Annotated in this window: 16 protein-coding genes; 6 read left to right on the top strand and 10 right to left on the bottom strand. The window is 69.4% G+C overall.

All coding sequences use genetic code 11. From position 1 onward, the window contains the following. From ACFWFI_RS21405 to ACFWFI_RS21375, 7 genes are all read right to left on the bottom strand, one after another. A partial coding sequence (locus ACFWFI_RS21405; RefSeq protein ID WP_387392529.1) for a condensation domain-containing protein occupies positions 1-1475 on the bottom strand: 1475 nt, incomplete at its 3' end. 16 nt (positions 1476-1491) lie between these two features. After that, positions 1492-6975: an amino acid adenylation domain-containing protein gene (locus tag ACFWFI_RS21400; RefSeq protein ID WP_387392527.1), complete on the bottom strand. Its 5484-nt coding sequence runs from the start codon at positions 6973-6975 to the stop codon at positions 1492-1494. Between the two features lie 95 nt (positions 6976-7070). Then, a complete protein-coding gene (glyA, locus tag ACFWFI_RS21395; protein ID WP_387392526.1) occupies positions 7071-8501 on the bottom strand; it encodes a serine hydroxymethyltransferase in 1431 nt (476 codons plus the stop codon). 309 nt (positions 8502-8810) lie between these two features. Further along, a complete protein-coding gene (locus ACFWFI_RS21390) occupies positions 8811-12671 on the bottom strand; it encodes an SDR family NAD(P)-dependent oxidoreductase (protein ID WP_387392524.1) in 3861 nt (1286 codons plus the stop codon). After that, on the bottom strand, positions 12668-13450 hold the full coding sequence (locus ACFWFI_RS21385; RefSeq protein WP_387392521.1) for a thioesterase II family protein: 783 nt from the start codon (positions 13448-13450) through the stop codon (positions 12668-12670). Before ACFWFI_RS21385 ends, ACFWFI_RS21390 begins: the two co-directional genes overlap by 4 nt. Positions 13451-13827: 377 nt before the next feature. After that, positions 13828-14859 carry a ParB/RepB/Spo0J family partition protein gene (locus ACFWFI_RS21380; protein WP_387392519.1) on the bottom strand — a complete coding sequence of 344 codons (1032 nt, stop codon included), beginning with the start codon at positions 14857-14859 and terminating at the stop codon, positions 13828-13830. Beyond that, the gene (locus ACFWFI_RS21375) at positions 14856-14987 is read right to left on the bottom strand and encodes a hypothetical protein (protein ID WP_387392516.1); all 132 of its coding nucleotides are present in this window, start codon (positions 14985-14987) and stop codon (positions 14856-14858) included. The genes ACFWFI_RS21380 and ACFWFI_RS21375 overlap by 4 nt, the downstream gene beginning before the upstream one ends. Positions 14988-15807: 820 nt before the next feature. On the opposite strand from ACFWFI_RS21375, the gene ACFWFI_RS21370 reads away from it, so the two are divergent. Further along, positions 15808-16455 (top strand): ScbR family autoregulator-binding transcription factor, encoded by a 648-nt coding sequence (locus ACFWFI_RS21370; protein WP_387392513.1) that lies wholly within the window; start codon positions 15808-15810, stop codon positions 16453-16455. A gap of 51 nt (positions 16456-16506) precedes the next feature. Here ACFWFI_RS21370 and ACFWFI_RS21365 read toward each other — a convergent pair whose 3' ends face one another. Continuing rightward, complete coding sequence (locus tag ACFWFI_RS21365; RefSeq protein ID WP_387392511.1) at positions 16507-17136, bottom strand: TetR family transcriptional regulator; 630 nt, start codon at positions 17134-17136, stop codon at positions 16507-16509. Between the two features lie 301 nt (positions 17137-17437). Between ACFWFI_RS21365 and ACFWFI_RS21360 the strand changes: the two genes are divergently transcribed. Beyond that, entirely contained in the window at positions 17438-18940 is a 1503-nt protein-coding gene (locus ACFWFI_RS21360) for an FAD-dependent monooxygenase (RefSeq protein ID WP_387392508.1), read from the top strand. 43 nt (positions 18941-18983) lie between these two features. Here the strand turns inward: ACFWFI_RS21360 and ACFWFI_RS21355 are convergent, their stop codons facing one another. Then, the gene (locus ACFWFI_RS21355) at positions 18984-19658 is read right to left on the bottom strand and encodes a ScbR family autoregulator-binding transcription factor (protein WP_387392504.1); all 675 of its coding nucleotides are present in this window, start codon (positions 19656-19658) and stop codon (positions 18984-18986) included. 172 nt (positions 19659-19830) lie between these two features. Here ACFWFI_RS21355 and ACFWFI_RS21350 point away from each other — a divergent pair, with 172 nt between their 5' ends. Beyond that, positions 19831-20694 (top strand): NAD(P)H-binding protein, encoded by an 864-nt coding sequence (locus ACFWFI_RS21350; protein ID WP_387392501.1) that lies wholly within the window; start codon positions 19831-19833, stop codon positions 20692-20694. A 17-nt stretch (positions 20695-20711) separates the two neighbouring features. Here ACFWFI_RS21350 and ACFWFI_RS21345 read toward each other — a convergent pair whose 3' ends face one another. Next, positions 20712-21698, bottom strand: coding sequence for a ScbA/BarX family gamma-butyrolactone biosynthesis protein (locus ACFWFI_RS21345; RefSeq protein WP_387392499.1), 987 nt, complete (start codon positions 21696-21698; stop codon positions 20712-20714). A gap of 1094 nt (positions 21699-22792) precedes the next feature. Here ACFWFI_RS21345 and ACFWFI_RS21340 point away from each other — a divergent pair. From ACFWFI_RS21340 to ACFWFI_RS21330, 3 genes are read left to right on the top strand one after another with little or no spacing between them, the layout of a single operon-like run. Then, positions 22793-23917: a bifunctional DNA primase/polymerase gene (locus tag ACFWFI_RS21340; protein WP_387392497.1), complete on the top strand. Its 1125-nt coding sequence runs from the start codon at positions 22793-22795 to the stop codon at positions 23915-23917. A gap of 44 nt (positions 23918-23961) precedes the next feature. After that, positions 23962-25428 carry a DNA primase family protein gene (locus tag ACFWFI_RS21335; RefSeq protein WP_387392531.1) on the top strand — a complete coding sequence of 489 codons (1467 nt, stop codon included), beginning with the start codon at positions 23962-23964 and terminating at the stop codon, positions 25426-25428. Further along, the gene (locus ACFWFI_RS21330) at positions 25425-25829 is read left to right on the top strand and encodes a DUF6009 family protein (protein WP_387392494.1); all 405 of its coding nucleotides are present in this window, start codon (positions 25425-25427) and stop codon (positions 25827-25829) included. Before ACFWFI_RS21335 ends, ACFWFI_RS21330 begins: the two co-directional genes overlap by 4 nt. The last annotated feature ends 14 nt before the right edge of the window (positions 25830-25843 follow it).

Genomic DNA, 25843 nt, shown 5'->3' with positions numbered 1-25843 from the left:
CGCGCGTTCACCTCCGCATACGACAACTCCGCACCCTCGAACACCACCGCGACCGCATCCGGACTCCCCACCACCTGACGCTCGAACAACCCGGGGATCGTGGTGTCGGCGACGTCGGTCGCGGTGGCGTTGATCTCGGCGAGCTTCACGTGCTCGGCCGGCTCCAGGAGGTCGATGTTCCTCACCGGCGCCGAGGCGTCGGCCACGAGAGCCCGCAGGACCCGTACGTACCGGGCTCCGATGGACTCGACCGTGGCCCGGTCGAAGAGGTCGGTGGCGTACTCGATGGTGCCGCGGGCTCCGTCGTGTTCGTCCGGGGCGACGTTGAACTCGAGGTCGAACTTGGCGGTTCTGGTGCCGAGCTGTTCGAAGTCGAGCCGGGTCGTGAGTCCCGGCAGGTCGACCTCTGCCCGGGTGATGTTCTGCCAGGCGAAGAAGACCTGGAAGAGCGGGTTGTAGGCGGTGGAGCGCTCAGGGCTGAGCTCGTCGACAAGCATGTCGAAGGGGACGTCCTGGTTGTCGTACGCGCCCAGTGCCTTGTCCTTCACCTGGTCGAGGAGGTCCTCGAAGGTGGGGTTGCCGGGCAACTGGACCCGCAGCACCCAGGTGTTGACGAAGAAGCCGATGAGATCGGCCAGATCCTCGTCGACCCGGCCGGCGATCGGGGCGCCGATCGGGATGTCCTGACCGCCGCCCAGGTGGTGCAGCAGCACGCCGAGCGCCGACTGCAGGACCATCGAAACGCTCAGACCGCGTGTCCGGGCCAGCTCCTCGACATCGGCCTGGAGCCCGGGCTCGATGCGGAACTCCACGTGGTCGCCCGCATGGCCGGCCACCGCCGGGCGGGGCCGGTCCAAGGGCAGGTTCAGCGGCTGGTCCATGTCGGCGAGCTGCTCGCGCCAGTGGGCGAGCTGCTCGTGCAGGAGGGAATCGGGGTCCTTCTCGTCCCCGAGCAGATCTCGCTGCCACAGCGTGTAGTCGGAGTACTGGACCTGCAGTTCCTCCCAGTCGGGCGAGTCGCCGGCGCGGCGGGCGGTGTAGGCGGTCGACAGGTCACGCAGCAGCGGTACCGCCGACTCCCCGTCCGCCGCGATGTGGTGGAACAGCAGGACCAGCACGTGTGCGTCGGAGGCGTGCCGAAGGAGACTCGCCCTGATCGGTATCTCCGCGTACAGGTCGAACGCGTAGGAGATTGCTTCCTCGATGGTGTGGTCCACCTCGTCCGGTGACACCGGCACGACCGGTACCTCCAGGACCGCCTCCTCGACGGGCAGGACCCGCTGGTAGGGGACTCCCTGCTCCTCGAAGAGGACGGTGCGCAGGACCTCGTGCCTGGCGACCACGTCCCGGATCGCCGCCGTGAGCGCTCGGGTGTCCAGGTCGCCCGTCAGGTGCAGGGCCAGCGGGACGTTGTAGGTCGCCGAGGCCCCTTCGAAGCGGTCGAGGAACCACAGACGGCGCTGTGCATAGGACAAGGGGATCACTTTGGGTCTACTCCTTGGTCATCTTGCGTAGACGGGGCCGGCTCTTGGTGGTGCCCGTAGCCTGGACTTGACCCGAAAGCTCCGCAATTGTCGAATACTGGAAAATCGTCCGGATCGACGTCTCGATCCCGAGGGACCTGCGCATCCTGCCGATCAGGCGGGTCGCCTTCAGCGAGTTGCCGCCGAGGCTGAAGAAGCTGTCGTGGATCCCCACCCGCTCGACGCCGAGAACCTCGGCGAACAGCGAGCACAGCGCCTCTTCCTGAGGCGTGCGGCCGGGAAGGTAGCCCTTTCCCGCGGACTCGGTCCCGGGTTCGGGAAGTGCCTGGTGGTCCACGCCGCCGTCGGCTGCCGCGGGCATGTCCTCCAGGAGGACGAAGGCGGCCGGCACCATGTGGTCCGGCAGACGTCGAGTGAGGAACTCACGGAGTTCCCCGGTGTCCACCGACCGGTTCCGCAGGGCGACGACGTAGCCGACGAGCTGCTCGTCGTCGGCGTCACCGCTCCGGAGCATCACCGCCGCCTGGGAGACCGAGGGATGCGCGGACAAGGCGGCCTCGACGTCCTCCGTGCGGAAGTGGTGACCGCGGATCCGGGCCTGCCGGCCACCGTGGCCGACGTACTCCAGGGCGCCCTGCGTGTTCCAGCGGGCCAGGTCGCCCGTGCGGTACATCCGCGATCCGGGCGGCCCGAAGGGGTCTGCGACGAAGTTCCGGGAGGTCAGTGCGGCCTCGCCCTGGTAGCCCCGGGCGACCTCGCCGGCGATGTACAGCTCGCCGGTGACGCCGGGCGGTACCAGCTGGAGCGCGGGGCCGAGCACATAGGCGCGCATGCTTCCGAGCACGGAGCCGAGCGGGGCCGGCCCCTCGCCGTGCCATCCCTCGGCGGCGGCGAGCGCGGTGGCGCGGATGGTCTCGGTCGGCCCGTAGGCGTTGACCACGCGCACTCCCGGGATCTCCTCCCGCACGCGCTGTATGAACGATCCAAGCAGCACATCCCCCGTGAACACCACTGTTCGGGCCTGGATCGCGGCCGTGGACCGGTTGAGCAGGGAGGCGAGAAGCGGGGCGACCGTGCTGATCACATCGCCGCTCCAGCCCGCCGTGCCGAGGGCCGTGAGGTCCTGGGCGAGCTCGGCCCCCGCTCCCGCGCACACCGTGCCGAGGAGCTCGAAGGCCGCCGTGTCGACGTGGGGTGATGTCGCCAGGACCTTCGCGCCGGGCGTGATGCCCGCGGCGGCGGTGAAGCGCCGAACCCCGTCGGCCAGGGCCCGTTGGCTGAGCGCCACCCCGCCCCGGGCCATCGGGCCGTAGCGCACACAGGCGAGGTTGTCGTGCCGGAGGGGGGTGATCCGGTCCGTGTCGGCCGGGTCGGTGTCCGGGCCCCGGGTGCACTCCGCATCATCCGGGTGGACCATCGGGATGTCGGTGAGCGCGAGTTCGGGCGCGGCGTCGGAGGAGGCGAGGATCAGCTCGGGGGATGCCTGTGCGAGGACCGTCTCCCGTTGCGCCGGAGTCTGGCCCGGGCTCAGCAGCGCGTAGCCGGCACCTGCCTTCAGGGTCCCGAGAAGTGCGATCGCCAGCTCCGCGGAGCGTTCCATGGCCAGCCCGACGACCGTCTCGGGTCCCGCGCCCCGGCGGATCAGGCCGTGGGCCAGGCGGTTGGCGCGGGTGTTCAGCTCCCGGAAGGTCAGCGTGGTGTCCCCGAAGGTCACCGCGATCGCGTCGGGTGTGGCTGCCGCGTGCCGCTCGAAGAGAGCGGCCACCGTCCCTCCGCCCGGATCGGCCGTGGGCCTGTCCGTGTTCCCGGGCGTGGGCCCGGTTGCCGTGGTGAGCAGCTGGTGCTCGGTGGCCAGCAGCAGGTCGACGCTGCCGATGCGGCGGCGTCCGGTGCCGGTGGCCAGCTGGTTCAGGACGGACCTGAACCGGTCGGCGATGTCCTGTGCGGCCTGCCGCTCGAAGACGTGCGGCTGGTACTGGAGGGTCAGCCGGCCGTCCTCGACGATCAGCGCCAGCGGGTAGTTCGCGCCACCGACCGAATCGAGGCCGGTGATCTCGAACCCGGCCGCCGAGGTCGCCTCGGCGATGTCCGCGGGGTTCGACGGATAGGACTGGAAGGCCACGATCGTGTCGAAGAGGGCGTCCATACCCGCGCCCTGGTGGATCTCGGTCAGGCTGTGGTGGTGGTGGTCCAGGAGCACGGTCTGCCGGTTCTGGAGGTCGGTCAGGAACGCGGCGAACGTGCTGCCCGGCTCGCACCGGGCACGTACCGGCACGGTGTTGATGAAGAGGCCGACCATCGACTCCACGCCCGGGAGCGTGCCCGGCCGTCCGGAGACGGCGGCGCCGAACACCACGTCCCGGCGCCCGGTCAGGGCGGAGAGCAGCACCGCCCAGGCGCCCTGCACCAGGGTGTTGACCGTGACACCCAGCTCCGCTCCGCGCCGGGCGAGTGTGTCCGACTCCTGGGGTGTCAGCACGAGCTGGACTTCGCCCACGCCGTTGCCCGCCTCCCCGGGGTCGGCGGCAGGGGCCACGGTCGTCGCGCCGTCCAGGCCGGCGAGTTCGTCGGCCCAGGCCCGGGCGCTCTCCTCCTGGTCCTGCCGCGCGAGCCAGGCCAGGAAGTCCCGGTAGCTGCGGACCGGCGGCAGCGCGCCGGCGTTGTCGCCGGCGGCGTAGAGCCGGAGCAGGTCTTCGGCGACGAGCTGCTCCGACCAGCCGTCGATCAGTACGTGATGGGCTGTGAGGACCAGTTCGGCGCGCTCGGGGCCGCGCCTGACCAGTGCAAGGCGCAACAGCGGCGGGATGGCCAGGTCGAAGCGGACGGCCTGGTCCTCTGCCAGGAAGCGTGCGAACGCCTCGTCCTGGTCGGCGTCGGCCAGGTCACTGAGATCGATCTCCCGCCAGGGCAGTTCGACATCCCCGACCACGATCTGCACGAGGTCGCCGGACGTGTCGGGGGCGAAGGCCACCGCGAGGTTGGCGTACCGGTCCAGGAGGGTCTGCCCCACCGCCCGCATCCGGCGGCCGTCGACCGGCCCGCTCAGGTGGTAGACGGTCTGCAGGTGGTAGGTGTCGGTGCCGGTGTCGGCCAGCATGGACTCGAAGAGCATGCCGGACTGCATCGGGGTCAGCGGCCACACGTCCCTCAGCCGCGGATAGCGCCGGCGGAGGGCTTCGGTGTCCTCCGCGCCGAGGGGGAGCAGCGGCGCCTCGCTGCTCTCGTCGGCGTTCGCCGTCTCGTCGGCGGCTTCGGCGAGGCGGGCGACGGTGCGCAGCTGGAGGATCTGGCGGGGCGTGATCGCCAGGCCCTGGAGTCTCGCCCGGGTGACGGCCTGGATGGCACGGATGCTGTCGCCGCCCAGGGCGACGAAGTCGTCGTCGACGCCGACCCGCTCCACGCGCAGGACGTCGGCGTAGACGGCGGCCAGGATCTCTTCCTCGGGCGTTCCCGGTGCGCGGTAGGCGGAACCGGACAGGCCGGGCTCCGGCAGGGACTTGCGGTCGACCTTGCCGTTGGGGGTGAGGGGCAGCCGGTCGAGGGGCACGATCGCCTTGGGAACCATGTACTCCGGGAGCCGGTCGGCGGCGAGCCGGTGGAGTGCGTCGAGGTCGGTGCTGCCGCCGTCCTCCACGACGACGTAGGCGACGAGCTGATTGCGGTGCGCCAGTACGGCGCTCTGCTGCACCGAGGGGTGTGAGCGCAGCACCGCCTCGATCTCGCCGAGCTCCACCCGCAGCCCGTTGAGCTTGACCTGGAAGTCCTTGCGGCCCAGAAGTTCGATCAGGCCGTCCTCGCCGAACCGCGCCATGTCACCGGTGCGGTAGAGGCGCTCGGTCACGTCGCTGTGCGACCACTCCAGGAAGCGCTCGGCGGTGCGCTCGGGCTGGCCGAGGTACCCGCGGGCCACCCCGGTACCGGCCAGGTACAGCTCGCCGGGGACTCCCGGGGGGACGGGCTGGAAGCCGTCATCGAGGATGTAGGTGCGCTGGTTCGCCATCGGACGGCCGTAGGGGATGCTCGTCCAGCCCGGGTCGGCCTTCTCGACCTCGTAGATCGTGGAGTGGATGGACGCCTCGGTGGCGCCGCCAAGGGTGAACATGCGCATCGCGGGGGCGACCTCGCGGACCCGGCCGGGAAGAGGGACGGGGATCCAGTCGCCGCCCAGCATGGCCGCGCGCAGGTGGCGCAGCGGCTCGGCGCCGCTCTGCTCGAGGTGGTCGACCAGCAGGTCGAGGAGCGCCGGGGCGGAGTTCCAGATCGTCACGCCGTGCTCGACGAGGAGTTCGGTCCAGTGCGCCGGGTCCTTCGTGCGCCCGGAGGAAGGGATCACGACGGCGCCGCCGGCGGCGGTGACGCCGAGGTACTCGTACACGGACATGTCGAAGCTGGGGGACGACAGGGACAGGACCGAGTCGTCCGGCCTGGCCAGGAAGCGGGAGTTGAGGTCGGCGATGTTGTTCACCACGCCTCGGTGGTGGAGCGCGATCGGCTTGGGCGCACCGGTGGAGCCGGAGGTGTGGATGATGTAGCAGAGGTGATCGGGGGTGGCGACGGGGGCGGGGTTGTGCGTGGGGAGGGCCGACAGGTCGGTGCCCCCGGGGCCGAGCATGACCAGTGGGGCGTCGGTCTCGGGGAGGCGCGAGGCGAGTTCGCTCCGGCTCACGATGACGGCGCAGGTGGTGCCCCCGACCATGTCGGCGATCCGCTGAGCCGGGTAGTCGGGGTCGAGTGGCACGTACGCGCCGCCGGCCTTGAGGATGCCGAGCATCGCGATGAGGAGTTCCGGTGAGCGTTCCAGGCACAGCCCGACCCGGGCGTCCGGTCCGATCCCCAGGGAACGCAGGTGGTGGGCGAGACGGTTGGCCGCGGCGTTGACGTCGCCGAAGGTGAACCGTGCGCCCTCGTGGATCGCCGCGGTCGCGTCCGGCCGCTGCTCGGCATGGGCTTCGAACGCGTCGTGGAGGCAGCTGCCGTCCGCCAGGTCGGCCTCGGTCCGGTTCCAGTCGACCAGCATGCGCCGCAGTTCGGCGTCGGTGAGCAGGCGGAGGTGGGCGACCGGCGTGTCGGGACGACGCAGCGCGTCCTCGAGGAGGGTGCGGTAGTGCGTGAGGATCCGGCGTGCGGTCCCGGGGTCGAAGAGGGCTGTGTCGTAGTGGAGTTCCACCAGGCCGTCGCGGACGACGAGCCGGAGCTCGTAGGGGGCCGAACTGTCGACCAGATCCACCGGGCCGACGAAGGCCAGTGCGAGTGGGACGGTCCCTGCGGCGGGTGCGGGCCCCGTGGTTGCGGCGCCGGCCAGTTCGCGCAGGGTCCTCGGGCCGGTGACCTGGATCTGTGCGTGGGTAGTGCCCGAGCTGTCGGTGCGGTCGTATCCGATGCCTTCCTGGCCGGTGTAGCGGTGGAGCAGGGCGGCGAAGGCGGCGGCGTGCGCGGGCTGCCGGTCGAGACCGGGTACCGCGGCGTACGCGTCGAGGCCGGAGGTCTCCACCGCCGAGCACCTCGGCTGCGCGCCGGGGCGGCGGGGTCGGTCCGTGGGCAGCAGAACAGGCGGCTGAGCCGGGTCCGTGTCCTGGGCGGCGTAGTTCACTGTCCGGCTCCGATCAGGGCTGCGGGGGCGCGGTGACCGGCATCGAGGACCAGCGGGTGACGAGCGCACAGGTCCTTGACGTCCGCGCGGATGCGCACGACCTCGGCCGGGTCGATCAGGTACTCGGTGTCGCTCATGGGAGTGGTGGCGGTGATCACGGTGTGCAGCAGGCGGGCGCACTCCCGCATCTGGAGGGGGGCCATCCCGCGCTGAGCGAGGATGTTGGTGCCGAGCCGGAGGCCACTGGTGACGAGCGGCGGCTTGGTGTCGCCGGGGATGCGGTTGCGGTTGGCGAGGATCCCGCACTGTTCGAGGGCGCGCTCCGCGACGACTCCGGTCAGTCCGCGGTCGATGATGTCCAGCAGGACCATGTGGTTGTCGGTGCCGCCGGTCAGGACGCGGTAGCCGAGGACGGACAGCTCGTAGGCGAGCGTGCCGGCGTTCTCCACTATCAGCCGGGCGACGTCCTTGAAGTCCGGGTCCGCCGCGAGCGAGAAGGCCCGGGCCTTGGCGGCGATCGTGGCCGGGCTTGGCGTGCCCTGCGACTGCGGGAAGACAGCTCGCTGCATCAGCCGGAACAGCGGTGTGCGGCCGTCGGGTCCCGGGGCGCGGTAGTCCTTGCCGCTGAGGATGAGGCCGCCGCGAGGGCCTCCGAGCTGCTTGTACGTGCTGGTCGTGGTGATGTGCGCGGCGTCGACGGGGCTGGGGTGCTCTCCGGCCGCCACCAGTCCGGCGATGTGGGAGATGTCGGCGAGGAGATAGGCCCCGACGGAGTCGGCGATGGCCCGGAACCGGTCGAAGTCGATTGTGCGGGGGTAGGCGCTGGCTCCGGCGATCAGGACTCCGGGCCGGTGCTGGCGGGCGAGTTCGGCGACCTGGGCGTAGTCGATGCGGCCGGTGCGGTCCAGGCCGTAGTGCACGGCGTTGAAGTGCCGCCCGGTCACCGAGGCCGGTGATCCGTGGGTGAGGTGGCCGCCGGCATCCAGGTCGAGCCCGAGGAGCGTGCCGCCCGGCGGGATGAGCGCGGTGAGCACGGCGAGGTTGGCCGAGGAGCAGGAGTGCGGCTGCACGTTCGCGTACTGGGCTCCGAACAGGTCCTTGGCACGCTCGATGGCGAGCCGTTCGACCTCGTCGAAGCGCGCGGCGCCGGGGTGGTAGCGAGCCCCGGGGTAGCCCTCGGCGGTGACGTTGGACAGGGCCGCTCCTCCGGCTGCGAGGACCGAGGGGTCGGCCACGCTCGCCGAGGCGATCATCGCCAGGGTCGTGTCCTGGTGGCGCACCTCGGCGTCCAGCAGCCCGGCGAGCTCGGGGTCCGCGCGGCGCAGGGACTCCATGCCGATCTGCAGGTGCCTGGCCTGCTCCCCACCCTCGAACTCGGCGCCCTGAAGGGGGGACGGCGCCCGTCCTGCATGCCACTGACCGGCCATTTCCTACGCCTCGTCTCTCGTTCGGTACTGCCCGGAAGGAAGGAATTTACTTTCGGAACATCGCCGCCGAGCGGGCTTTTTCCGACCCCGGCAGGAACGGTGGAATTGAGAATTACCCTAACTTCACCGCGGTTCGACGACAACGGCGTTCGAACCCGAGGAACCGGACAACACAAAAGCGCTCTCCCTGCCGATCGAAAGAGGTCGACCGAAAGAGGGAGAGCGCTTTTTGTGAATCATTTACGGCACCGGGAGGAAATGGTCCGGCCTGAATTCGCGGGCCCGGATCCCTGGGCCCCGCACCGCCGGCTAGCCGGCGGCCACGGGCTCCGCCAGGCCGGCGCGGGCGAAGGCCTCTGCCAGACCGGCGACGGTGGGGTTCTCGTACAGCTGGTTGGCCGTCAGCGCGACACCCAGCTCCTCTCCGATCCGTGCCAGCAGCCGGGTGGCGCGCAGTGAGTTGCCGCCCAGGTCGAAGAATGAGTCGTCACGTCCGACGGAGCTGCGGTTGAGGACATCGCCCCAGATCGCAGCGATCCTGCGCTCCAGTTCGGTGGCGGGCGCCTGGTAGGCACGGCGGCTGCCGGGCCGCTCCGGCACCGCGTCCAGGAGCAGTTGCGTGGTGTCCACGGCACCCGCGGCGTCCACCGGGATGCGGGGGACCTCCACCAGGCGCACCGGGACGGGGAAGTCGCGCAGGACCGGCTCGAGGGCCGCGTGCACAGTCTCGGCGTCGACTCCCTGCGCGGTGTAGGCCACCAGGACCTCTCGGGCACTCAGTTCGTCGGTGGCGAGCTCGGCCAGGATCGCCGGATTCTCCAGGTCCAGCCCGATCAGCAGGTAGTGGTGCGGCATGGCCACGGCCGAGAGGAACGCCCGCAGCCCGTCGTCCGGGTCGATGGCACGGAATCCGCGCTGGCGTGCGGGGGCGGCGGACTGCCCGCGGTTCATGCCGACGTCCCTCCACATGCTCCAGGCCAGGCACCGTACGTCGCGGCCGCGCTCGTGGCGCCAGTGGTCGGCGAAGCCCACCAGGAAGGTGTTGGCGGCCGAGTAGGCGCCGAAGGAGCGTCCCCCGAACTCCCCGTTGACCGAACCGAAGAGCACGAGGGAGGCCTTGGGCCGGCTCTCCAGGACCGAGGCGATCGCCAGCGTGCCGGCCACCTTGGCTCCGTACTGGGTGGTGAAGCTCTCCTCCGTCTCCCTCGCCAGCGTGTGCTGCTCCAGGTCCTTCCACTGCCCCGTGACGTCGGCCGCCGCCAGGTGCAGTACGCCGTCGAGTGTGCGGCTCCACCGGGATTCCGCTGCGGACACCGCCTCGGCGAGCGCGGAGGCGTCGGCGACGTCCGCCTGGACGTACGTCACCTCGCCCAGGGCGGCCAGTTCGGCCAGGGCGGCAGCCTTCTCGCCGGTGGCCGCCGAGCGGCCGACGAGCAGCAGCCTGGCTCCGTAGGCCGCCAGGAGGTAGCCGGCGATGTCGTGGGCGATGCCGCCGAGCCCGCCGGTGACCAGGTACAGGCCGCCGGGCACGATCTCGGGGGCGCTGTCCGTCTCGGCTGCGGGGACCGGGCGCAGGCGAGGCTGCCAGCGCAGGCCCTCCCGGGCGGCGACCACGCCGGCGTGGGAGCGGTCGGCCAGCTCGGCGGTGACGGCAGCCGCCCACTTCTCCCGGTCGGCCGGCAGGTCGAGCTGCCGCACGGTGATCTGAGCGAGCTCGCTGACGGCGGTGCGTACCAGTCCGGGGAGTGCGCAGACACCGAGGTCGACCTTGTCCCACGGACGTACGTGCACCGCACCGGTGGTGAGCAGGAGCAGCAGCGGGCGGGTGCTTCCCCGCCGGTCCACGCGGTCCAGGGCCGCCGCCAGGGCGGTCACCCGGGAGGTGACCTCGGAGAGTCTGGCGGTGTGGTCGGCCCCTTCGCCGTCCCCGGCCGGGAACGCGGTGAGCACGACGGTGGAGATGTCGCCGTGCCGGGCGGTGACCTCGTCCAGCACCCGGCAGATCTGACCGCTGTCGCCCGGTGCGACACGGAAGGCGACGGGGCTCTCCTGGGCGAATCCGTCTCCCTCGCGGACGACGACCGTGCGGCCGTGGTCGAGTCCCAGCAGCGGGAGGTCGCCGGGCTCGGAGAAGACCAGCTGGACACCGCCGGTGCCGGTCCTGTCGGAGGCCTCCTCCAGGCGTGACCACTGCCGGCGGAAGAAGGTGGTGTCCGACTCCCCGGTGTCCTCCTCCTGCTCGATCCGGTCGGCGAACCGGCCGGCGCGCAGGTCGGCGACGAGCGCGCTGCGCTGGATCTTCCCACTGGCGGTCTTGGGGAACTCGGCCGCTGTGACGGGGACGATGAGGTCGGGTGCCAGGCCCGCTTCACGGCCGAGCCTGGCACGTACGTCCTGAAGGGTGCGGGTGAGGGAGCCGGTGTCCCAGCGGGTGGGAACGAAGAAGACGACGAGCCGGTCCGACCCCTCCCCCGGCTCGCGCATACCCGCCGCCGCCGAGTACGTGACGCGCACGCCCTCGGCCTCCTCGATCACGCTCTCCAGCTCGTGGGCCACGTAGTTCGCGCCGCGGACGACGATCTGGTCCTTCTTGCGCCCGGCGATCACGAGCTGGCCGTCGTGGACGAAGGCGAGGTCGCCGGTGCGGAACCAGCCCTCGGAGTCGAAGGCGGCCCGGTTGGCTTCGGCGTTGCCGTGGTAGCCGCGCATCATCGTCACGCCGCGGATCTGCAGTTCGCCGATCCGGTCCTGGGGAAGGACGGCTCCGTCGGCGTCGACGACCCGGACGGTCACCCCCGGCAGGGGGACTCCGACCGTGGAGAAGGCCACCGCGTCCTGGCCGCCCCGCTCGTTCTCACCGGGAAAGCACAGGTCCCCGTCGAAGGAGGAAGGGGCGACGACGACCGTGCCGGCGGTGCGGTCCTCCCGGCTCTGCGTGGAGTAGGTGACCCCGGAGCAGGTCTCCGACATGCCCCAGGCGGGAGCCATGGCGTCGGCGGGCAGGCCGTGCGGCTTGAGCAGTTCCAGGAAGCGATGGCTGTTCGCCGCGATGACGGGCTCGCCGCCGTTGGCGAATTCACGGACGCGCGAGAGGTCCCATCGCCGCCGGGCGATCTCGTCGGCGTACTCGTTGAACAGGTTGAAGGCGAAGTTGGGCGCCCATGTGTTGGTGGCGCCGTAGCGCTCGAGGAGGTCCAGCCACATCAGCGGGTTGCCGAGGAAGTCCTCGATCTTCCCGTTGACGTGGAGGCTGCGCAGGAACACGTCGCGGATGTTGTAGAAGACCATCGTCACGTGGTCCAGCGGCATCCAGATGACGCTGACGTCGTCGCTGGTGTATCCGCGGCCCTGGATGACCGACCAGCTGCGGGCGGCGACGGAGGCGTTGGTGTGCTGGACGCACTTGGGCACGCCGGTGCTGCCCGAGGTGAGCAGGTTGATCACGGGTGAGTGAGGCCCACTGGCATACCAGTGGGAGTCGGGCGCGTGCCTGGCCAGTGACTCGACCTCGAGGACCCGCACCGTCGACTCGTTCCAGAGCGTGCGCACCTCCCGCAGGGCGGGCGCCGTGGCTGCGTCGGTGAGGACGACAGGCCTCTCCAGCAGGTCCCAGGCGTTACGAAGCTTGCGGTTGGCCTCGTTGTGCGCGGTGTAGGTCGTAGCCACGGCCACCGGGGTGGGCACGAATCCGCCGAGCACGCACGCCCAGAACGCGGTCATGTACCCGCGGTGGTCGTCGAACTGGAACAGAGCCGCGTCGCCCGGCTCCAGCCCGGCGGCCCGGAGGCCTGCCAGGACGCGCTCGGCTTCCGCCAGAAGGCCGGCGTAGCTCTGGTACTGCGGTTCACGGCCGGTGCGGACGTAGACGGTGCCCTTGTCGGGCGCCTGCTCGGCGGCTTGGCGCAGTGCCTCCTGCAGGGTGGCCGCGCCTCCTCGGGGGACGCGCAGGTCGCCGCCGTACAGCTGGGAGGCGGGCTGGTGGGAGCGGGGCAGTGGGGAGGCCGGAGCCACGCGGGCCGTGGGGGCGGGGGCGGCCGGGTCGAGCTCGGGGGGCACCGTCCGCGCGCCCTGGCGGACCACGGCGACGGACTGCTGGATGCCGGGCACGGCCCGTACCGCGGCGGCTATCCCCGCTACGAGGGATGGCTCCAGGGCTTCGGAGGTGCTCATGAGACGCTCCCTGCTCTGTCGGATTCCAGCAGCACCTGGCTGATGTCCTGGATCAGCTCGGCCGGGTCGTGCAGGAAGTAGAAGTGGCCGCCCTCGTAGAGCCGGAGGGTGAAGTCGCCGTCGGTCTGGTCACGCCAGCCCTCGAGGGTGTCGAGGGGGGCCCGCGGGTCGGATACGCCGCTCATCACGGTTATGGGGGTGTTCAGGCGGGGCCCGGTGGCGATCCGGTGGTGCTCCCACAGGTCGAAGTCGGCCCGCAGCGTCGGCAGGAGGGCGTCCATGACGTCCTCGTCCCGGGCGATCTCGGGCTCGATTCCGCCGAGCCGGACGACCTCGGCCGCGAGGTCGTCGTCGGAGAGGTCGTGGAGTTGCATGACCCGGCCGGCGGTCCCCGGGGCGGACTGGGCGGAAAGGAAGAGACCGCTGGGCTGGGGGCCTCCCTTCGCGTGCAGGGCCCTGGCCAGTTCGAAGGCGAGCACGGCGCCGCCGGAGTGGCCGAAGAAGGAGAACGGCCCGTCCATGACGGGACGCAGGGCCTGCGTCAGCACCTTGACCAGCGGACCGACCTCGGTGACCGGGGCTTCCGCGATGCGGTTCTGCCGCCCGGGCAGCTGGACGGCGGCGAGTTCGACCTCCGGCGGAACCAGGGAGGCCCAGTCGGCGTAGGCGCCGGCTCCGGCGCCGGCGTGAGGGAAGCAGATGAGGCGGTGGCGGTGGTCGCCCCGCCTGGCACGCCAGATGTAGGGGCTCTCAGCGATCAGTTCGGGATTCCCTGTCATGCCTCACACCTCGCCATGTATGAGAGTCCGGCCTGCACCGGGAAAGTCAGGTCCCGCGTACGCCGCGAATGTGTTCGCACGGCTCCTCCAAGAAATATTCGCTGTGAATAGTGAAACTTCTGTGCCGTCCAAGTTCTGCGCGGAATTCACTGGGGAATTCTTCGGAATTGAATGGACCAGCTGGTGAACCGCTTTCGGCAGAGACCGACGATGGTCGTCGTTTCGCCGGGCCGGCCGGGGTGCCGTGGTGGCGCATGCTGCTGAACGCTTCCCTGCGTTCCGATTCTCTTTCCCTGACTGGCTTTCACCTTGGTCTCCGATGGGGGCACGGGGTCCGGGGTGAGCGCGGCGCCCCGGAAGTAGAAGGCTGGGCGGTTTCATGGGCACCGCATCTCGAGTTCATGGGCCAGGCGCAGCCAGTGGTCGGCGCAGCGGCGGGCCGCCTGGGCCAGCATCCCGGCGCGGTGTCCGGGGACGTTCTGGGCCAGGCGGCTCCACTTCGCGTCGTCGCCGATGGCGTGCAGGGTCAGCAGATGCAGGAGGGCCCGTCCGGACTCGGTGCGCAGCGAAGGGTCCTTGCCCATGTTGGGCAGCATCAGGCTGATGGCTGCGGCAGATGTCCGGGTGCCGGCGCGAAGGCCTGCCGACCGGGACGCGGAGGCCGCGGCCGGAGAGGGGGCCTTCCGGGGTCTGGGTGCCACGGGGTCCTGTCCGAGCCGGATGCGGTCACGGACGTCCTTGGCGGTGGCGGTGGCGATACCGGCGCGCTGCGCGACTTCTCGCAGTGAGGCGTCGGGGTGGGCCGCGATTATCTGGCTGGCCCGGAGCCTTCCCTCGGTCGCGTACAGGGGCCTGACTCGCCCGTCGCGGCCCATTCTGGTGTTCGACTGTTCGCCTTGGGTGGTTGAACGGCGGCGGATGGCCGCGATGGTGCCGGCGGCGAGACCGGTGTTGGCCGCGATGCGGCGGTCGGACCACTGCGGCCGCGCGGCGACGATCCGGGCAGCTGCGGCCGTACGGTCGGCAAGGGTGAGAGGGAGGCCGTGCGCGACGTTGAGTTTGACCGCGAGGGCGAAGGCGTCCTCCGGCTCGCCGTCGAAGAACTCCACCTCGACTTCCTTCTTGCCGCGCAGTTCGGCCCCGCGCAGGCGGTGCATGCCGTCGATGACGCGCATCGTGGGCCGGTGCACGAGGATCGGAGGCAGCTGGGCGTCCAGGTCGGCGAGCAGCCGGACGTGGTCGTCGTCCTCGCCGTTGGCCCGCGGGGAGTCGGACGGCAGCAGTGCGGTGACGGCCACGGTGGCCCGCTGACCACTCGGCCGGCCCGCCGGTGCGGCGGTCGTCGCCGGTGCGGCGGTTGCCGCCGGTGTCCGCGGGCCGTCCGTGAGGACGGGTAGCGGGGCGCTCATCGGTGCGCCTCCACTCGCGTTGCCGTGCAGCCGTTCGCGACGTGCGCGGTGCGCTGCCGTTGGGTGGCCGGCCCACGGGTGACGGGCCGGATGCCGATGGCGGAGGCGCGGGTGTCCGAGACCTTCATGACGTGGTGGTTCCTCCCCGGTGGCCGCCCGGGTCCCCGTAGGTACCAGGCGTGTTCGGTGTGGCGGGCGGCAGACGGATCCACTGAGCTGTCCTGCGTGGCGCGCAGGCAGGCCGGGCGGGATGGCGCGCTCGAGGGGATCCCGTCGCCGGCTGCGAGAGGGCGGCGTGTGGCGGTACACCGGTGCGTACGGATACGGGGACCGTGCGGCTGTATGGACGCTTCCACCAGGGCCGATCCGTTCATCGCGTGCGACTTGACACACAGCTTCAGCAGGTGCACCGCGGCTCCCCTCGACGGTCACGACAACCTCGACCAGAAAAAAATACCAGTGTGCGGGTTTTTTATCGACCCCTCAGCGCGGATTCGTTCTGGTGGCCGAGCCGCGGATAGGGAAACGCACTGCTCCCGCAGCTGCACCTCGGGGGAATTCGGCACAGCTGCGGGAGCGCTTCCCTGGCCGGGCAGATCAGGCTAAACGCCTGATCAGACGGATTTTTTGACGAGGCGTAAGCCTCGCTCGTGCCGCCGTGTTCGCCGGGCGGATGTTGACACAGCCAACAAGTCGCCGACCATCCCCGACCGGGGACTGCCGCCAGAAAAGCATACCTAGTTCGCTGTTTTCAAGCCCTAGATCCACCCCGACCCCCTCCCCCTTGCGCCTCGCGGCCCCCTCCGGCTCATCCGCAGCCACAGGCCAACACCGCACTTGGCCAGGCTGTTCAAGCCCCGGGAGACGATCCTGCGGCGTGGATCGCGAAGAAACCGCTATGCTGGTTTTATAAGCTCAAGGTGCAGTCCCCTTACTCAAGGAGCACCAGTGACCAAACAGGAACGTGCCGTTCGCACACGCCACTCACTCATCTGCTCGGCGGCTGAGGCGTTCGAGCGGCACGGATACGTTCAGGCGAAGCTGTCCGACATCAGTGCCAGTGCCGGCGTGAGCCCGGGTGCTCTGCACTTCCACTTCGAGAACAAGGCCGCCGTGGCCGCCACCGTCGAAGCGTCGGCCGGCGTGAGTCTGCGCCGTGAAGCATGGCTTGCCCAGCGACCCGACATGAACGCGCTGCAGCGGCTGACGAACACCTCGCACGCCCTGGCGGGGCGACTGCGCCGGGATGTCGTGGCACGCGCCGGCTTCAAGCTGAGTTACGAAGCGCCTCACAGCTCCGGGCCCACTCTCCATCAGGAGTGGCAGGTGTGCGTTCGACAGCTGCTGGCGGAGGCGTCCGACGAGGCTCTCCTGCTCGAGGGAACCGAACACTCCGTGGTGGCCGACGGAATCGTCGCGGCCACCACGGGTTTCGAGATGCTCGGGCGTGAGGACCCCGCGTGGTTCTCCGCCACGGCGCTCACCGCGTTCTGGCGGCTCATCCTTCCGTCCATAGCGCGGCCCCAGACCCTCCGCGCGCTCGAGCCCGGCGGCTCACCCACCCGCGTCGAAGGGCACCAGTCGCCCATCGGGTGAGTCACGGACTCCTCGTCCTGCTCCGGCCGGCCCCGTGCTGGAGAAGAGGCCTCAGTGCGATTCGGCCGGAGTGCCGGACGGCATCAGACGGTCGGCGAAGGCGCCCGTCACAAGTCTGGGGAGGAGCAGGCCCCAGAGGTGTGTGACGGTGTCCGCCCGATGGACAGGCGGACTCTGCGTCAGGACGCCCAGGCTGAGCGTTGTGGCCACCAGGGTGGCCACAACGGCGTCCGCGGGCGCATCCTGCCTCAGCACGCGCTCTTCACGGGCCCGGTCGAGCGTCTCCCCCACCCAGGCTGCCCATAGATCGCGGGAGTCGGCCGACGCGCCGGACCGGTCGAGGCTTCGCACGGTGTTGAAGCCGACCCTCAGGAGCACGTCCTCTCCGAGCTCCCGGACCAGGTCGTGCGTCGTATCGATCAGGAGTTGCAGAGAGCCGCCCGGCGGCCGGCCCTCGTGTCGCCCGGTGATCCGGGTGAGGCGCAGTTCCGCCGCCGCGGCGACCGCGTCGGCCAGCGACGCCTTGTTGGCGAAATGGAAGTGGAGGGCTCCGTTACTCACTCCTGCATGCGAGCTGATCATGGACAGGGACGCGAGCGTGAACCCCTGCCTGTCGAATATCTCGGCGGCGGACTCGATCAGAGCGTCGCGCGTGCGCAGCGCGCGGCCTTGCTGGGCCATCTGGGCACTCCGTTGCTGCGGGATTGCGGGGTGTGAGGGCAACGAGTCGAAGCCGGGCTCCGTGGGACTCGCTCCAGGCAGATTAACAAACCGCGCGCACGGTTTTTCGCTGTCTCTCCGTACTCCTCCGTCAGCGCGATGGGCGGCGGGTGCTAAATATCCGTAAGAACTCTCCGAAAACGCCACACTGCCGCGGTGCTCCTGTACATTTCGTGCCGCTGTCGCGCCGCTGACCAGCGGCGGTGCCCGCCCTGCGGCGCATGTCCGCGACAGCGCAGGTCTCGGAGACGAGGAGCCCCGGATGGTGCACCCGATACGCACGCAAGTGGTCGTGGTCGGGGGAGGTCCGGTCGGCATGCTGCTCGCCGCCGAACTGGTCAGGTTCGGCGTGGACGCACTGGTGCTGGAGCGGGAGGCCACCACGTCGGAGAGGCCCAAGGCCACCACACTCCACGCCCGCACGGTCCAGACACTAGCCCGCCGTGGGTACCTGACCGCCCCGGAAATGTCCTCGACCGCGGGTACGGTCAGCAGCCCGTTCCACTTCGCCGGCATCCCGGGCTTGCACATCACCGCGCCCGCGGCCGAACCCGAACCCGTCCTCAAGCGGGCACAAGCTGACTTCGAGCGGCTCTTCGAGGGCCGGGCCCGCGCCGCCGGGGCGCGAGTGATGCGTGAGCACCACATGGTCGAGATCCGCCAACTGCCGGACGGAGTAGCAGTACTGGCCGAAGGACCGCAGGGGCCCACAGTGTTCGAGGCGGCCTACGTGGTCGGCGCCGACGGTGCACGCGGCACGGTGCGCGAGCAGGCAGGAATCCTCTCCGACACGTACGAAGCCACGGTCTCGGCGATGATGGGCCTCGTGCGCCTGGACGACCCGAACGCTCTGAGCGCCGGATGGCACCGCACCTCAAACGGGTGGGTCGTCGCCAAGGAAGGCGCCGATGGCGAGACGCATATCCGTACCGTCAACTTCGCGCAGACCGACGTCGACCGTGGCCGGCCCCTCTCTCTGGAGGAACTGCGCGGGGAGACGTCGAAGATCATGGGCCGGGAGATCGCCATGAGCGCACCACGGTGGCTCAGCCGGTTCAGCGACTACGCACGACTGGCACGCGCTTACCGGGAGAGACGGGTCCTGCTGGCTGGAGACGCCGCGCACCTCCATTTCCCCATCGGGGGGCAGGGCTTGAGCACCGGGCTCCTCGACGCCCTGAATCTGGCTTGGAAGCTGGCGGCCACCGTGCAGGGATCGGCGAGCGCGAGCCTGCTGAACTCCTACGAGACCGAGCGCCGCCCCGCCGCCGAACGCGTCATCGACAACGTCCGGGCGCAGGTATCGCTGATGCACCCCGAGGTCCGGCTCGATTCGCTGCGGAGCCTGGTCAGTGGGCTGCTCGTCGACGACCGGGGCGGGTCCCACCTCGCCGCGATGATCAGCGCCCAGGACACCGTGCTTCCGGCGCGCTCCCTCAGCCCTTCCCCGTGGGAGGGGAAGTTCCTGCAGAACATCGCCCTGACCACGCGGTCGGGGCCGACCGACGTGATCGGTCTGCTGCGGGAAGGCCGGATGCTGCTGCTTCTCTTCGGCACCGACACCTGCGAGCAGCACGAGAAGGCCGCGCAGCGGTGGTCACACTCCTTGCGGATCGTACGAGCCGAACCGGTGGCTGTGGTGCCCTGCGCCGCCCTGCTCGTGCGGCCCGACGGCTATATCGCCTGGGCCTCCGACGGCGGAGGCCTGGACGAGACACTGGCTGAGTACCTGACCGCGGACGGCGGTGTCACCTCCGCAGGGTGACCGGTCCGGCCGGTAGGGGGACCGGCCGGGGCGGCTTCCATACTCAGCTCGCGGCGGCAACCGTCGGGCGGGGCCCTTCCATCCGAGCGGTACCGCCGGCCTCTCTGTAGACCAAGGCGCCGCGGCCTGGTGACATGTCCACGGTCGCGAGTACGGAGGACAGCACGACGTTGGGCAGGATGTGGCGCAGCAGCTGCGAGACCCGCTGGTCCAGGTCCTGGTATCCGCTGATGATCTGCGACATGGCCTGGACGCCGGCGAAGGAGCCCACCAGGACGTCAGCCGTCTCGGACGCGACCACGTGGGGCAGCAACTCCCCCCGCGCCTCCTTCAGCAGATCCAGGACGATGTCGCTCCAGCGCAGGAAGGGGCCACTGCGGTCGAGTTCGCTCGCCTGCTGGTCCAGTGACAGGCGTACCCCTGCCCTGACCATGGGGTCCGTCTGCAAACGGTAGGCGTGCAGCACGACGGTGTCGACGATCTCCTGGACCTTGGAGTTGCGGGCGGGGATCACCAGGCGCTGGTCCTGTTCCGCCAGCACGCCCTCGGCCAAGTGGTCCTTGGACTGGAAGTGGAAGTACAGCGCCCCCTTTGTCACATTGGCGGTGGCGAGGATCTCAGTGATGGTGGCGGCCTGGTACCCACGTTCCTCGAACACCTTCGCGGCTGCCACCAGGATGGTCTGGCGCGTACGAACCGCCCGATCCTGTTTGACCACTTTCTCCCTCCATTCCCAAGTCGTTGGGTTCCGTGAACCCCTACCCAAAAAAACCGTCAAGTACGTATCTTACAACAGGCGGACGCCGTGGTCTGTCCGCCGGAGGACTTTCTCGGAGAAAAAAGTGGACCGCAGCGCCTGTTCGCCGGCGGGCCCGTATCCAGGGGGACAGATGATTCTCGTGACAGGAGCAACGGGCACAGTGGGGCAGCTGGTCCTTGAGCGGCTGCCCGCCGACTTCGCGGTCCGCGTCCTGGCTAGAGATCCGTCCCGGGTCTCCGTCCCACGTGAGGGCGTGGAGGTGGTGCGTGCCGACTACGGCGACCAGGGCAGCCTGAGAGAGGCGCTCACGGGCGTGCGCCGGGCACTGTTGGTGACTACCCGGGTAGGGGGGAACGACGACGTCGCGTTCTTGCGTACCGCTCGCGAGGCCGGGGTCCGGCAGGTGGTGAAACTGTCCGCAGCCAACGTCGTCGACGCCCGGGCACAGGACCTCATCACCCGCTGGCAACGTGACTGCGAGGCGGCACTGACCTCCTCGGGGCTCGACTGGACACTGCTGCGCCCCCGCGCGTTCATGTCCAACGCCCTGTCATGGGCCGCTTCCGTCCGCGCCGAGGGCCTGGTGCGTGCGCTGTACGGACACGCACCCAACGCGTGCGTGCACCCGCGGGACATCGCCGAGGTGGCGGTGCTCGCACTCACCGAGGACCGCCACGCCGGGCAGGCGTACACCCTGACAGGACCTCACCCGCTCACCGCCGCCGAGCAGACGGAGCAGCTCGGGGAGGTACTCGGCCGCCGGTTGCGGTTCGAGGAGATGGAACCGCCCCAGGCACGTGCGTCGCTACTGCGACGCCATCCCGGGGCGGTGGTGGAGGCATTGATGGACGGTGCGCTGCGCCAGAAGGCGGGGGCCAAGGCACAGGTGCTGGACACGATCGCGGCGGTGACGGGCAGCGCGCCGAGGTCGTTCCGCACCTGGGCGCAGGATCATGCGGGCGCCTTCGCGCCGGCTATTGCTCCGGTGGCCTGACGAGGCGGAGTGCCCGGTTAGACAGGGAGGCAGCAGGCGGTGACGGTGGCGCTGAAGAGAGGTTCGCCGCCCTGCTGGCCGGACACGAGCACCAGGTCCTCCCCCGGACCTGCCGGGAGCCGGTGTGCCTCGAGAAAGCAAGGGCTGTCTAGCTCGGCATAACGCTGGAACCGGCTGACGAGCCGAGTGGGAAGCAGCGGGGACTTGTTCAGCGACGAGCGGTTGAGAATGGCGACAGTGGCCTGCCGGGCGGCCTCCATGAGCACCATGCCCGGGATGTGGTCCACAGGGTGGTCGAACAGGATCGGATGGCGCGTGTCCACTCTCAGTTGCCAGCGGTCGGCTTCTCCCAGTGGCGATAGCACCACATCCGTGGGCGACATCCGGCCGACGCTCTGCGGGGAGACCGGTGCGGTGAGCCGGATCGGAGGGCGTCCGTCGGACAGGCGGCTTCCGCGAACCCGCTGGTAGACATCAGGGCTGACACACGTGTAGGCGGCGCCGCCTGTTGCGACGACATGCCCGTCGCGACGGACGATCGCCTCGTAGCGGGCCCCGGCATGACCTTGTCGGCGCTGCTTCACTTCCGTGTAGGTGACCTCGATGTCCAGAGAGGCGGGAACGGCCTCCAGGCCCAGGTACTGCGGGTGCACGGCCACTTCGAGGTCGTGCATCAGAAATTGGTGGCCGACCGGCACAGCGAACTCTGCATGGGCCAGTAACGAACCAACTTGGCGGATTGTTTCTGTCGCCATCAGCGGATCATAGTTTCCGTTGACCGGCGTGAAGAAGCTGTGACCTCGGGGCCACTGGGCCGTGATGGCGAAGCGAGTGTCTGCGTGTCGTTCCCATCCGGTGAGCAGAACCTCCGCGACCGCGGCGCGGTGCACCAGCTCCTTGGGCACCGTGGAAGTGAGGGAACCGTAGCCGGACAGGGCGGGCGAACCGTTCACGATGCTTTGCGGCGACTGGTCGGTCGGTCTGGCGTACCGGAACGTGTCCATTGTTGACATGTATCCCCCAGGGTCGCGGCTTGGTTGAGCGGGACGCTTCGCATCGCCGCCGGGACCAAAGATACGTACCCCCCGGTTTCATTTCTAGCCCGCTTCGGGCAATTCACGGGGCGGGATATGGAATTACATCCTCCGCCTCGGTCCGGAGCGAACCGCCGGCACGTGGAGGGCGCCCCAGCATCCCTCCTTGTGCACCTACCGGAAGAGGGCTCGTGCTTGCGTACAACCTGATCTTCCTGGTCCGGCAATGCTCCAGGCTCCGGCCGCTGCACGTCAGACGGGTCTCGATCTCCTCTTTGGCCCAGGGTCACAACAGACTGCAGCTATGGGGAGTTCGGTCATTTGACCCAACGGCGCGACGGCGTGGCGGGAAGCCGAGCGCAGGCGCGGATTGTCGGGCAGACCGGTGTCATTGCAGCCGCCACAGCCCGATCGATCCGATTCCTTGACGCGTTTCTAACGCGGTGAACCGCATACGTCCCTCGACACACAAACCGGTGCGCCGTTATTTTCTAGTGGGCGCAACCAGTGACCACGGTTGCAATGCCGAGCCAAGCGGCCACAGCGGCCGTGGTATCCACCTCAAGACGTCAGGTGGGCCCCGCGCCGACTGAGCAGTACAACCAAGCACGCCCCGGGGGGAAGGCATGCTCGCTACCAGGTATTGCGTTGCATCACCAGCCGGAACCGGCCCTCTGAGGCGGTGTCTGGGGCTGCGCGCCGGTTGTGCCTGCCCCAGGGCCTGGTCGTCACCTGTCACGGCCCGTAAAGCGCCGCCATCGTTGTGGCTCCGGGAAATGAGGACCGCTGTCGCGCCGGCACCTGCGGCCTCCGCCGTCCCTCGCACCGAAACCGCAGGGCTCCGAGCTCCCCGCAGACCACGTCGCTCTGCCGGAGCCGGACGCTATCCGTGGGGGCACCTCCGGAAAGTGGACGCGTACGGCGGGTACGAGTCGTCCGTATGTCTGCTCAGCGCACCGTCTCGAGGCGCACACACTTCTGGCAATGCGGGCCGCCGCGGGCGGGACCGTTTGGTGGAACTGATATCCGTACTGGGTCGCTTCGGTCGCTGAGAGGAACATTCCATGCCCACTGACCTGGGAATATCCAGTAGTGACCCAGTAGACCGAGCAGTTACCCAAGTGGGATTCACCCGCCGTTCCACACCCTTGGCCACGGCGTTGTGGTGCGCGGAACGTAACTGGCCCGTCCACCCCCTGGCCCCCGGCCGTAAGACACCAGCAGCGAACTGTGCTGACTGCCAGTCCCGTAGCCATACGCCGGAACAGTGCCCATGCATCCCCGCCGGTCGGTGGTGCCACGGCTTTCACTGCGCCACCACCGACCGGGCCCGCATCGTCCGCTGGTGGGGCCTGCAGCCACGGTTCGGCGTAGGCGTGGCCTGCGGAGCCGCTGGACTCCTGGTGATAGATGTGGACTCCCACCCCGCGCCGCCCCCCGAACACGACCGGTTACTGCCAGGTATTCACATCCCCGAATCGATTTCCTTGAGCGGCCTGCGACACGGCTACCACAGCCTGGCCCTGCTAGCCGCTCTCCGTGGACAGGACGATCCCGCCCAGGACACCACCACTCTGCGCGTCCGCACCCCTTCCGGCGGGCTGCACCTCTGGTACGCGGTCAACAGCAACGACGCCTGGCGGTGCTCGACCGGATCCGGCACAAAAAGGGCACTGGCATGGCAGGTAGACGTCCGAGCACACGGCGGATACATCATCGCCCCCGGCACCACGACAGCCGCCGGCACCTACACCGCCTGCCTCCCGGCCCAGGCCCCAGCTCCGCTACCTCGCTGGCTGGCAGCGGAATTGGAACGTACGGGGCACCGTCCCCCACCACTCGCTACCCGCACACCGACAGCAGTGCCACGTCGCGCTCGCGCCGCAATCATCGCGGCAGGAGGAGGCAGGAACGCTGCCGCCAGGACACTCTCCACCGTCCTGAGTGCGGTGCTGGACTGCGGTGCCGTCGCCGAAGGCGCCGGGTTCAGCGACAAACTCAACCGAGCAGCCTTCACCGCCGGTGGACTCGTCGGTGCCGGACGCATGAACCTCACCGATGCAGAGAGCGCGCTCCTCGCTGCCGCCGCACAAGCGCGGCCCGGCCAGCTTCACCGGGCCGCACAGATCATCCACAGCGGCCTAGCCGCTGGCAGCCGACGGCCGCTCGACCTGGGAGATCGCTCGTGAATGAAACGCCCTTCGCTCCAGAAGGGCTGTTCGATCCGGTCGAGATGGCCCGGCAGATCATGCTGCTCGCCTCCCCCGGAGCTTCCACTGAGCGAGCCTCCCCGGGCTTACCACCTGTCCCCGCCGACGAGAACGGACTGCTCCCCGACACCCTCAGCGACCGCGGCAACGCCAAACTGTTCGTGAACCTCTACGGACGCGACTTCCGCCACGTACCGGGGCTGGGCTGGTTCAAGTGGTCGGGCTACCGCTGGACGGTCGACGAAGACGACGCCGTCATCTGGGCCGCAGGGGAAATGGCTGAAGCCTTCGCCGAGACCGATTCCCGCGCTCGGCACAACGACAGTGCGCTGCGCCGGCACCGTCGCCGCGCACTGTCCACCTCAGGTATGAAAGCCATGCTCACGCAGGCTAAGGCCGCACCAGGCATGGTCCTCAACGCCTCTCTTCTGGATGCTGACCCATACGCCCTGTGCACACCCGAAGGCGTCGTCGATCTCACCACCGGCATGCTCTCCGCCCCCGATCCGGAGAAGCATTACCACTCCCGCGCCACGAGCGTCGCACCGCGCCCGATGGCGACCCCACGCTGGGAAAACTTCCTCACCGACACCTTCGGCGACGACAGCGCCGGCACCCAGATGATCGACTTCCTGCACGAGCTGCTGGGGTACTCCATCACCGGTGACGTCGGCGCACAGATCATGCCCTTCCTTTATGGGCAGGGAAAGAACGGCAAGTCGGTCCTGTTGGACGTCATGGTGAAGCTCTTGGGCGACTACGCCGACGCGGCCCCTCCCGGATTCCTCATGGCCCGGCACTTCGAGGGTCACCCGACCGATCTGGCAGAGCTCCACGGGCGTCGCATCATCGTCTGCTCGGAGCTGAAACCCGGGGACCGCTTCGACGAGGCCCGGGTGAAGCTGCTGACCGGTGGCGATCGGATCAAAGCCCGCCGTATGCGGCAAGACTTCTTCTCCTTCACCCCTACCCACAAGCTTTGGCTGCTGGGCAACCACCGCCCCGAAGTCGGCACCGGCGGGTACGCGTTCTGGCGACGTATGAAGCTGATTCCGTTCGACCGGATCGTCCGCGACGACCGCAAGGTCGACAACCTCGCCGACCTTCTCGTATCCGAAGAAGGACCCGGCATCCTGCACTGGCTCATCACGGGGGCTCGCCGGTATCTCACCGGTCCTCGTGATCTCACCGGCCCCCAGCAGGTCCGCACCGCCACCACCGCCTATGCCGAGACCGAAGACCACATGGGCAGATTCCTCGGCGAACGCTGTTTCTTGGGGCCGACCGTGCGCGCAGAACAGAGCCAGCTGTACAGCAGCTACAGAGCCTGGTGCCAGCTTGAAGGCGCATCCCCCGTCTCCTCTCGCGCCTTCGCGGCCCGGGTACGCGAGACAGTAGGCATCGCCACCCCGAAAGACATGATCTTTTCGAATCAGCGGAAGTTCTATCCCGGTATCGGGCTCAACGCGGAAGCGGGAGCAACCTCATGAGCGCTCTGATCGACCCCGAGCAGATCGCTCACGAGAGTGACCTGGTCTGGCTGGAGGACACCAGTTCCCTGAACTACATACGCCAGAGCCTGGACCGACTCCCCAACCGTCGCGGGAAGCCCGCCTACCACCGCGGCGGCAGAATGGTCGGCTACGCCCTTCTGGGCCCCACCGCCCGCTCATCGCACACATCAGGCACTTTCCTGCGCCGCGTGTTCTGGCTCCTCCCCCACGACCGGGACAGCGCCCCCGACGGGCTCTACGCATGCGGCGCCCCCTCCGAGGCAGTCGATCCTCGCACCATCGCACCCCGGGTCAAGGGCTACAAGACACAGCGTTCCGAGGGTGGGCCCGAATCTGCGGCAATGCGTGAGCTGGGCATCACACTTCCTGAGGTCTGAGGCCGTCCCCAGGT

Source organism: Streptomyces sp. NPDC060209 (genome assembly GCF_042728155.1).
GTDB lineage: Bacteria > Actinomycetota > Actinomycetes > Streptomycetales > Streptomycetaceae > Streptomyces.
Note: the sequence above shows the minus strand (reverse complement) of the source record. Positions and strands in the feature narration are given on the sequence as shown.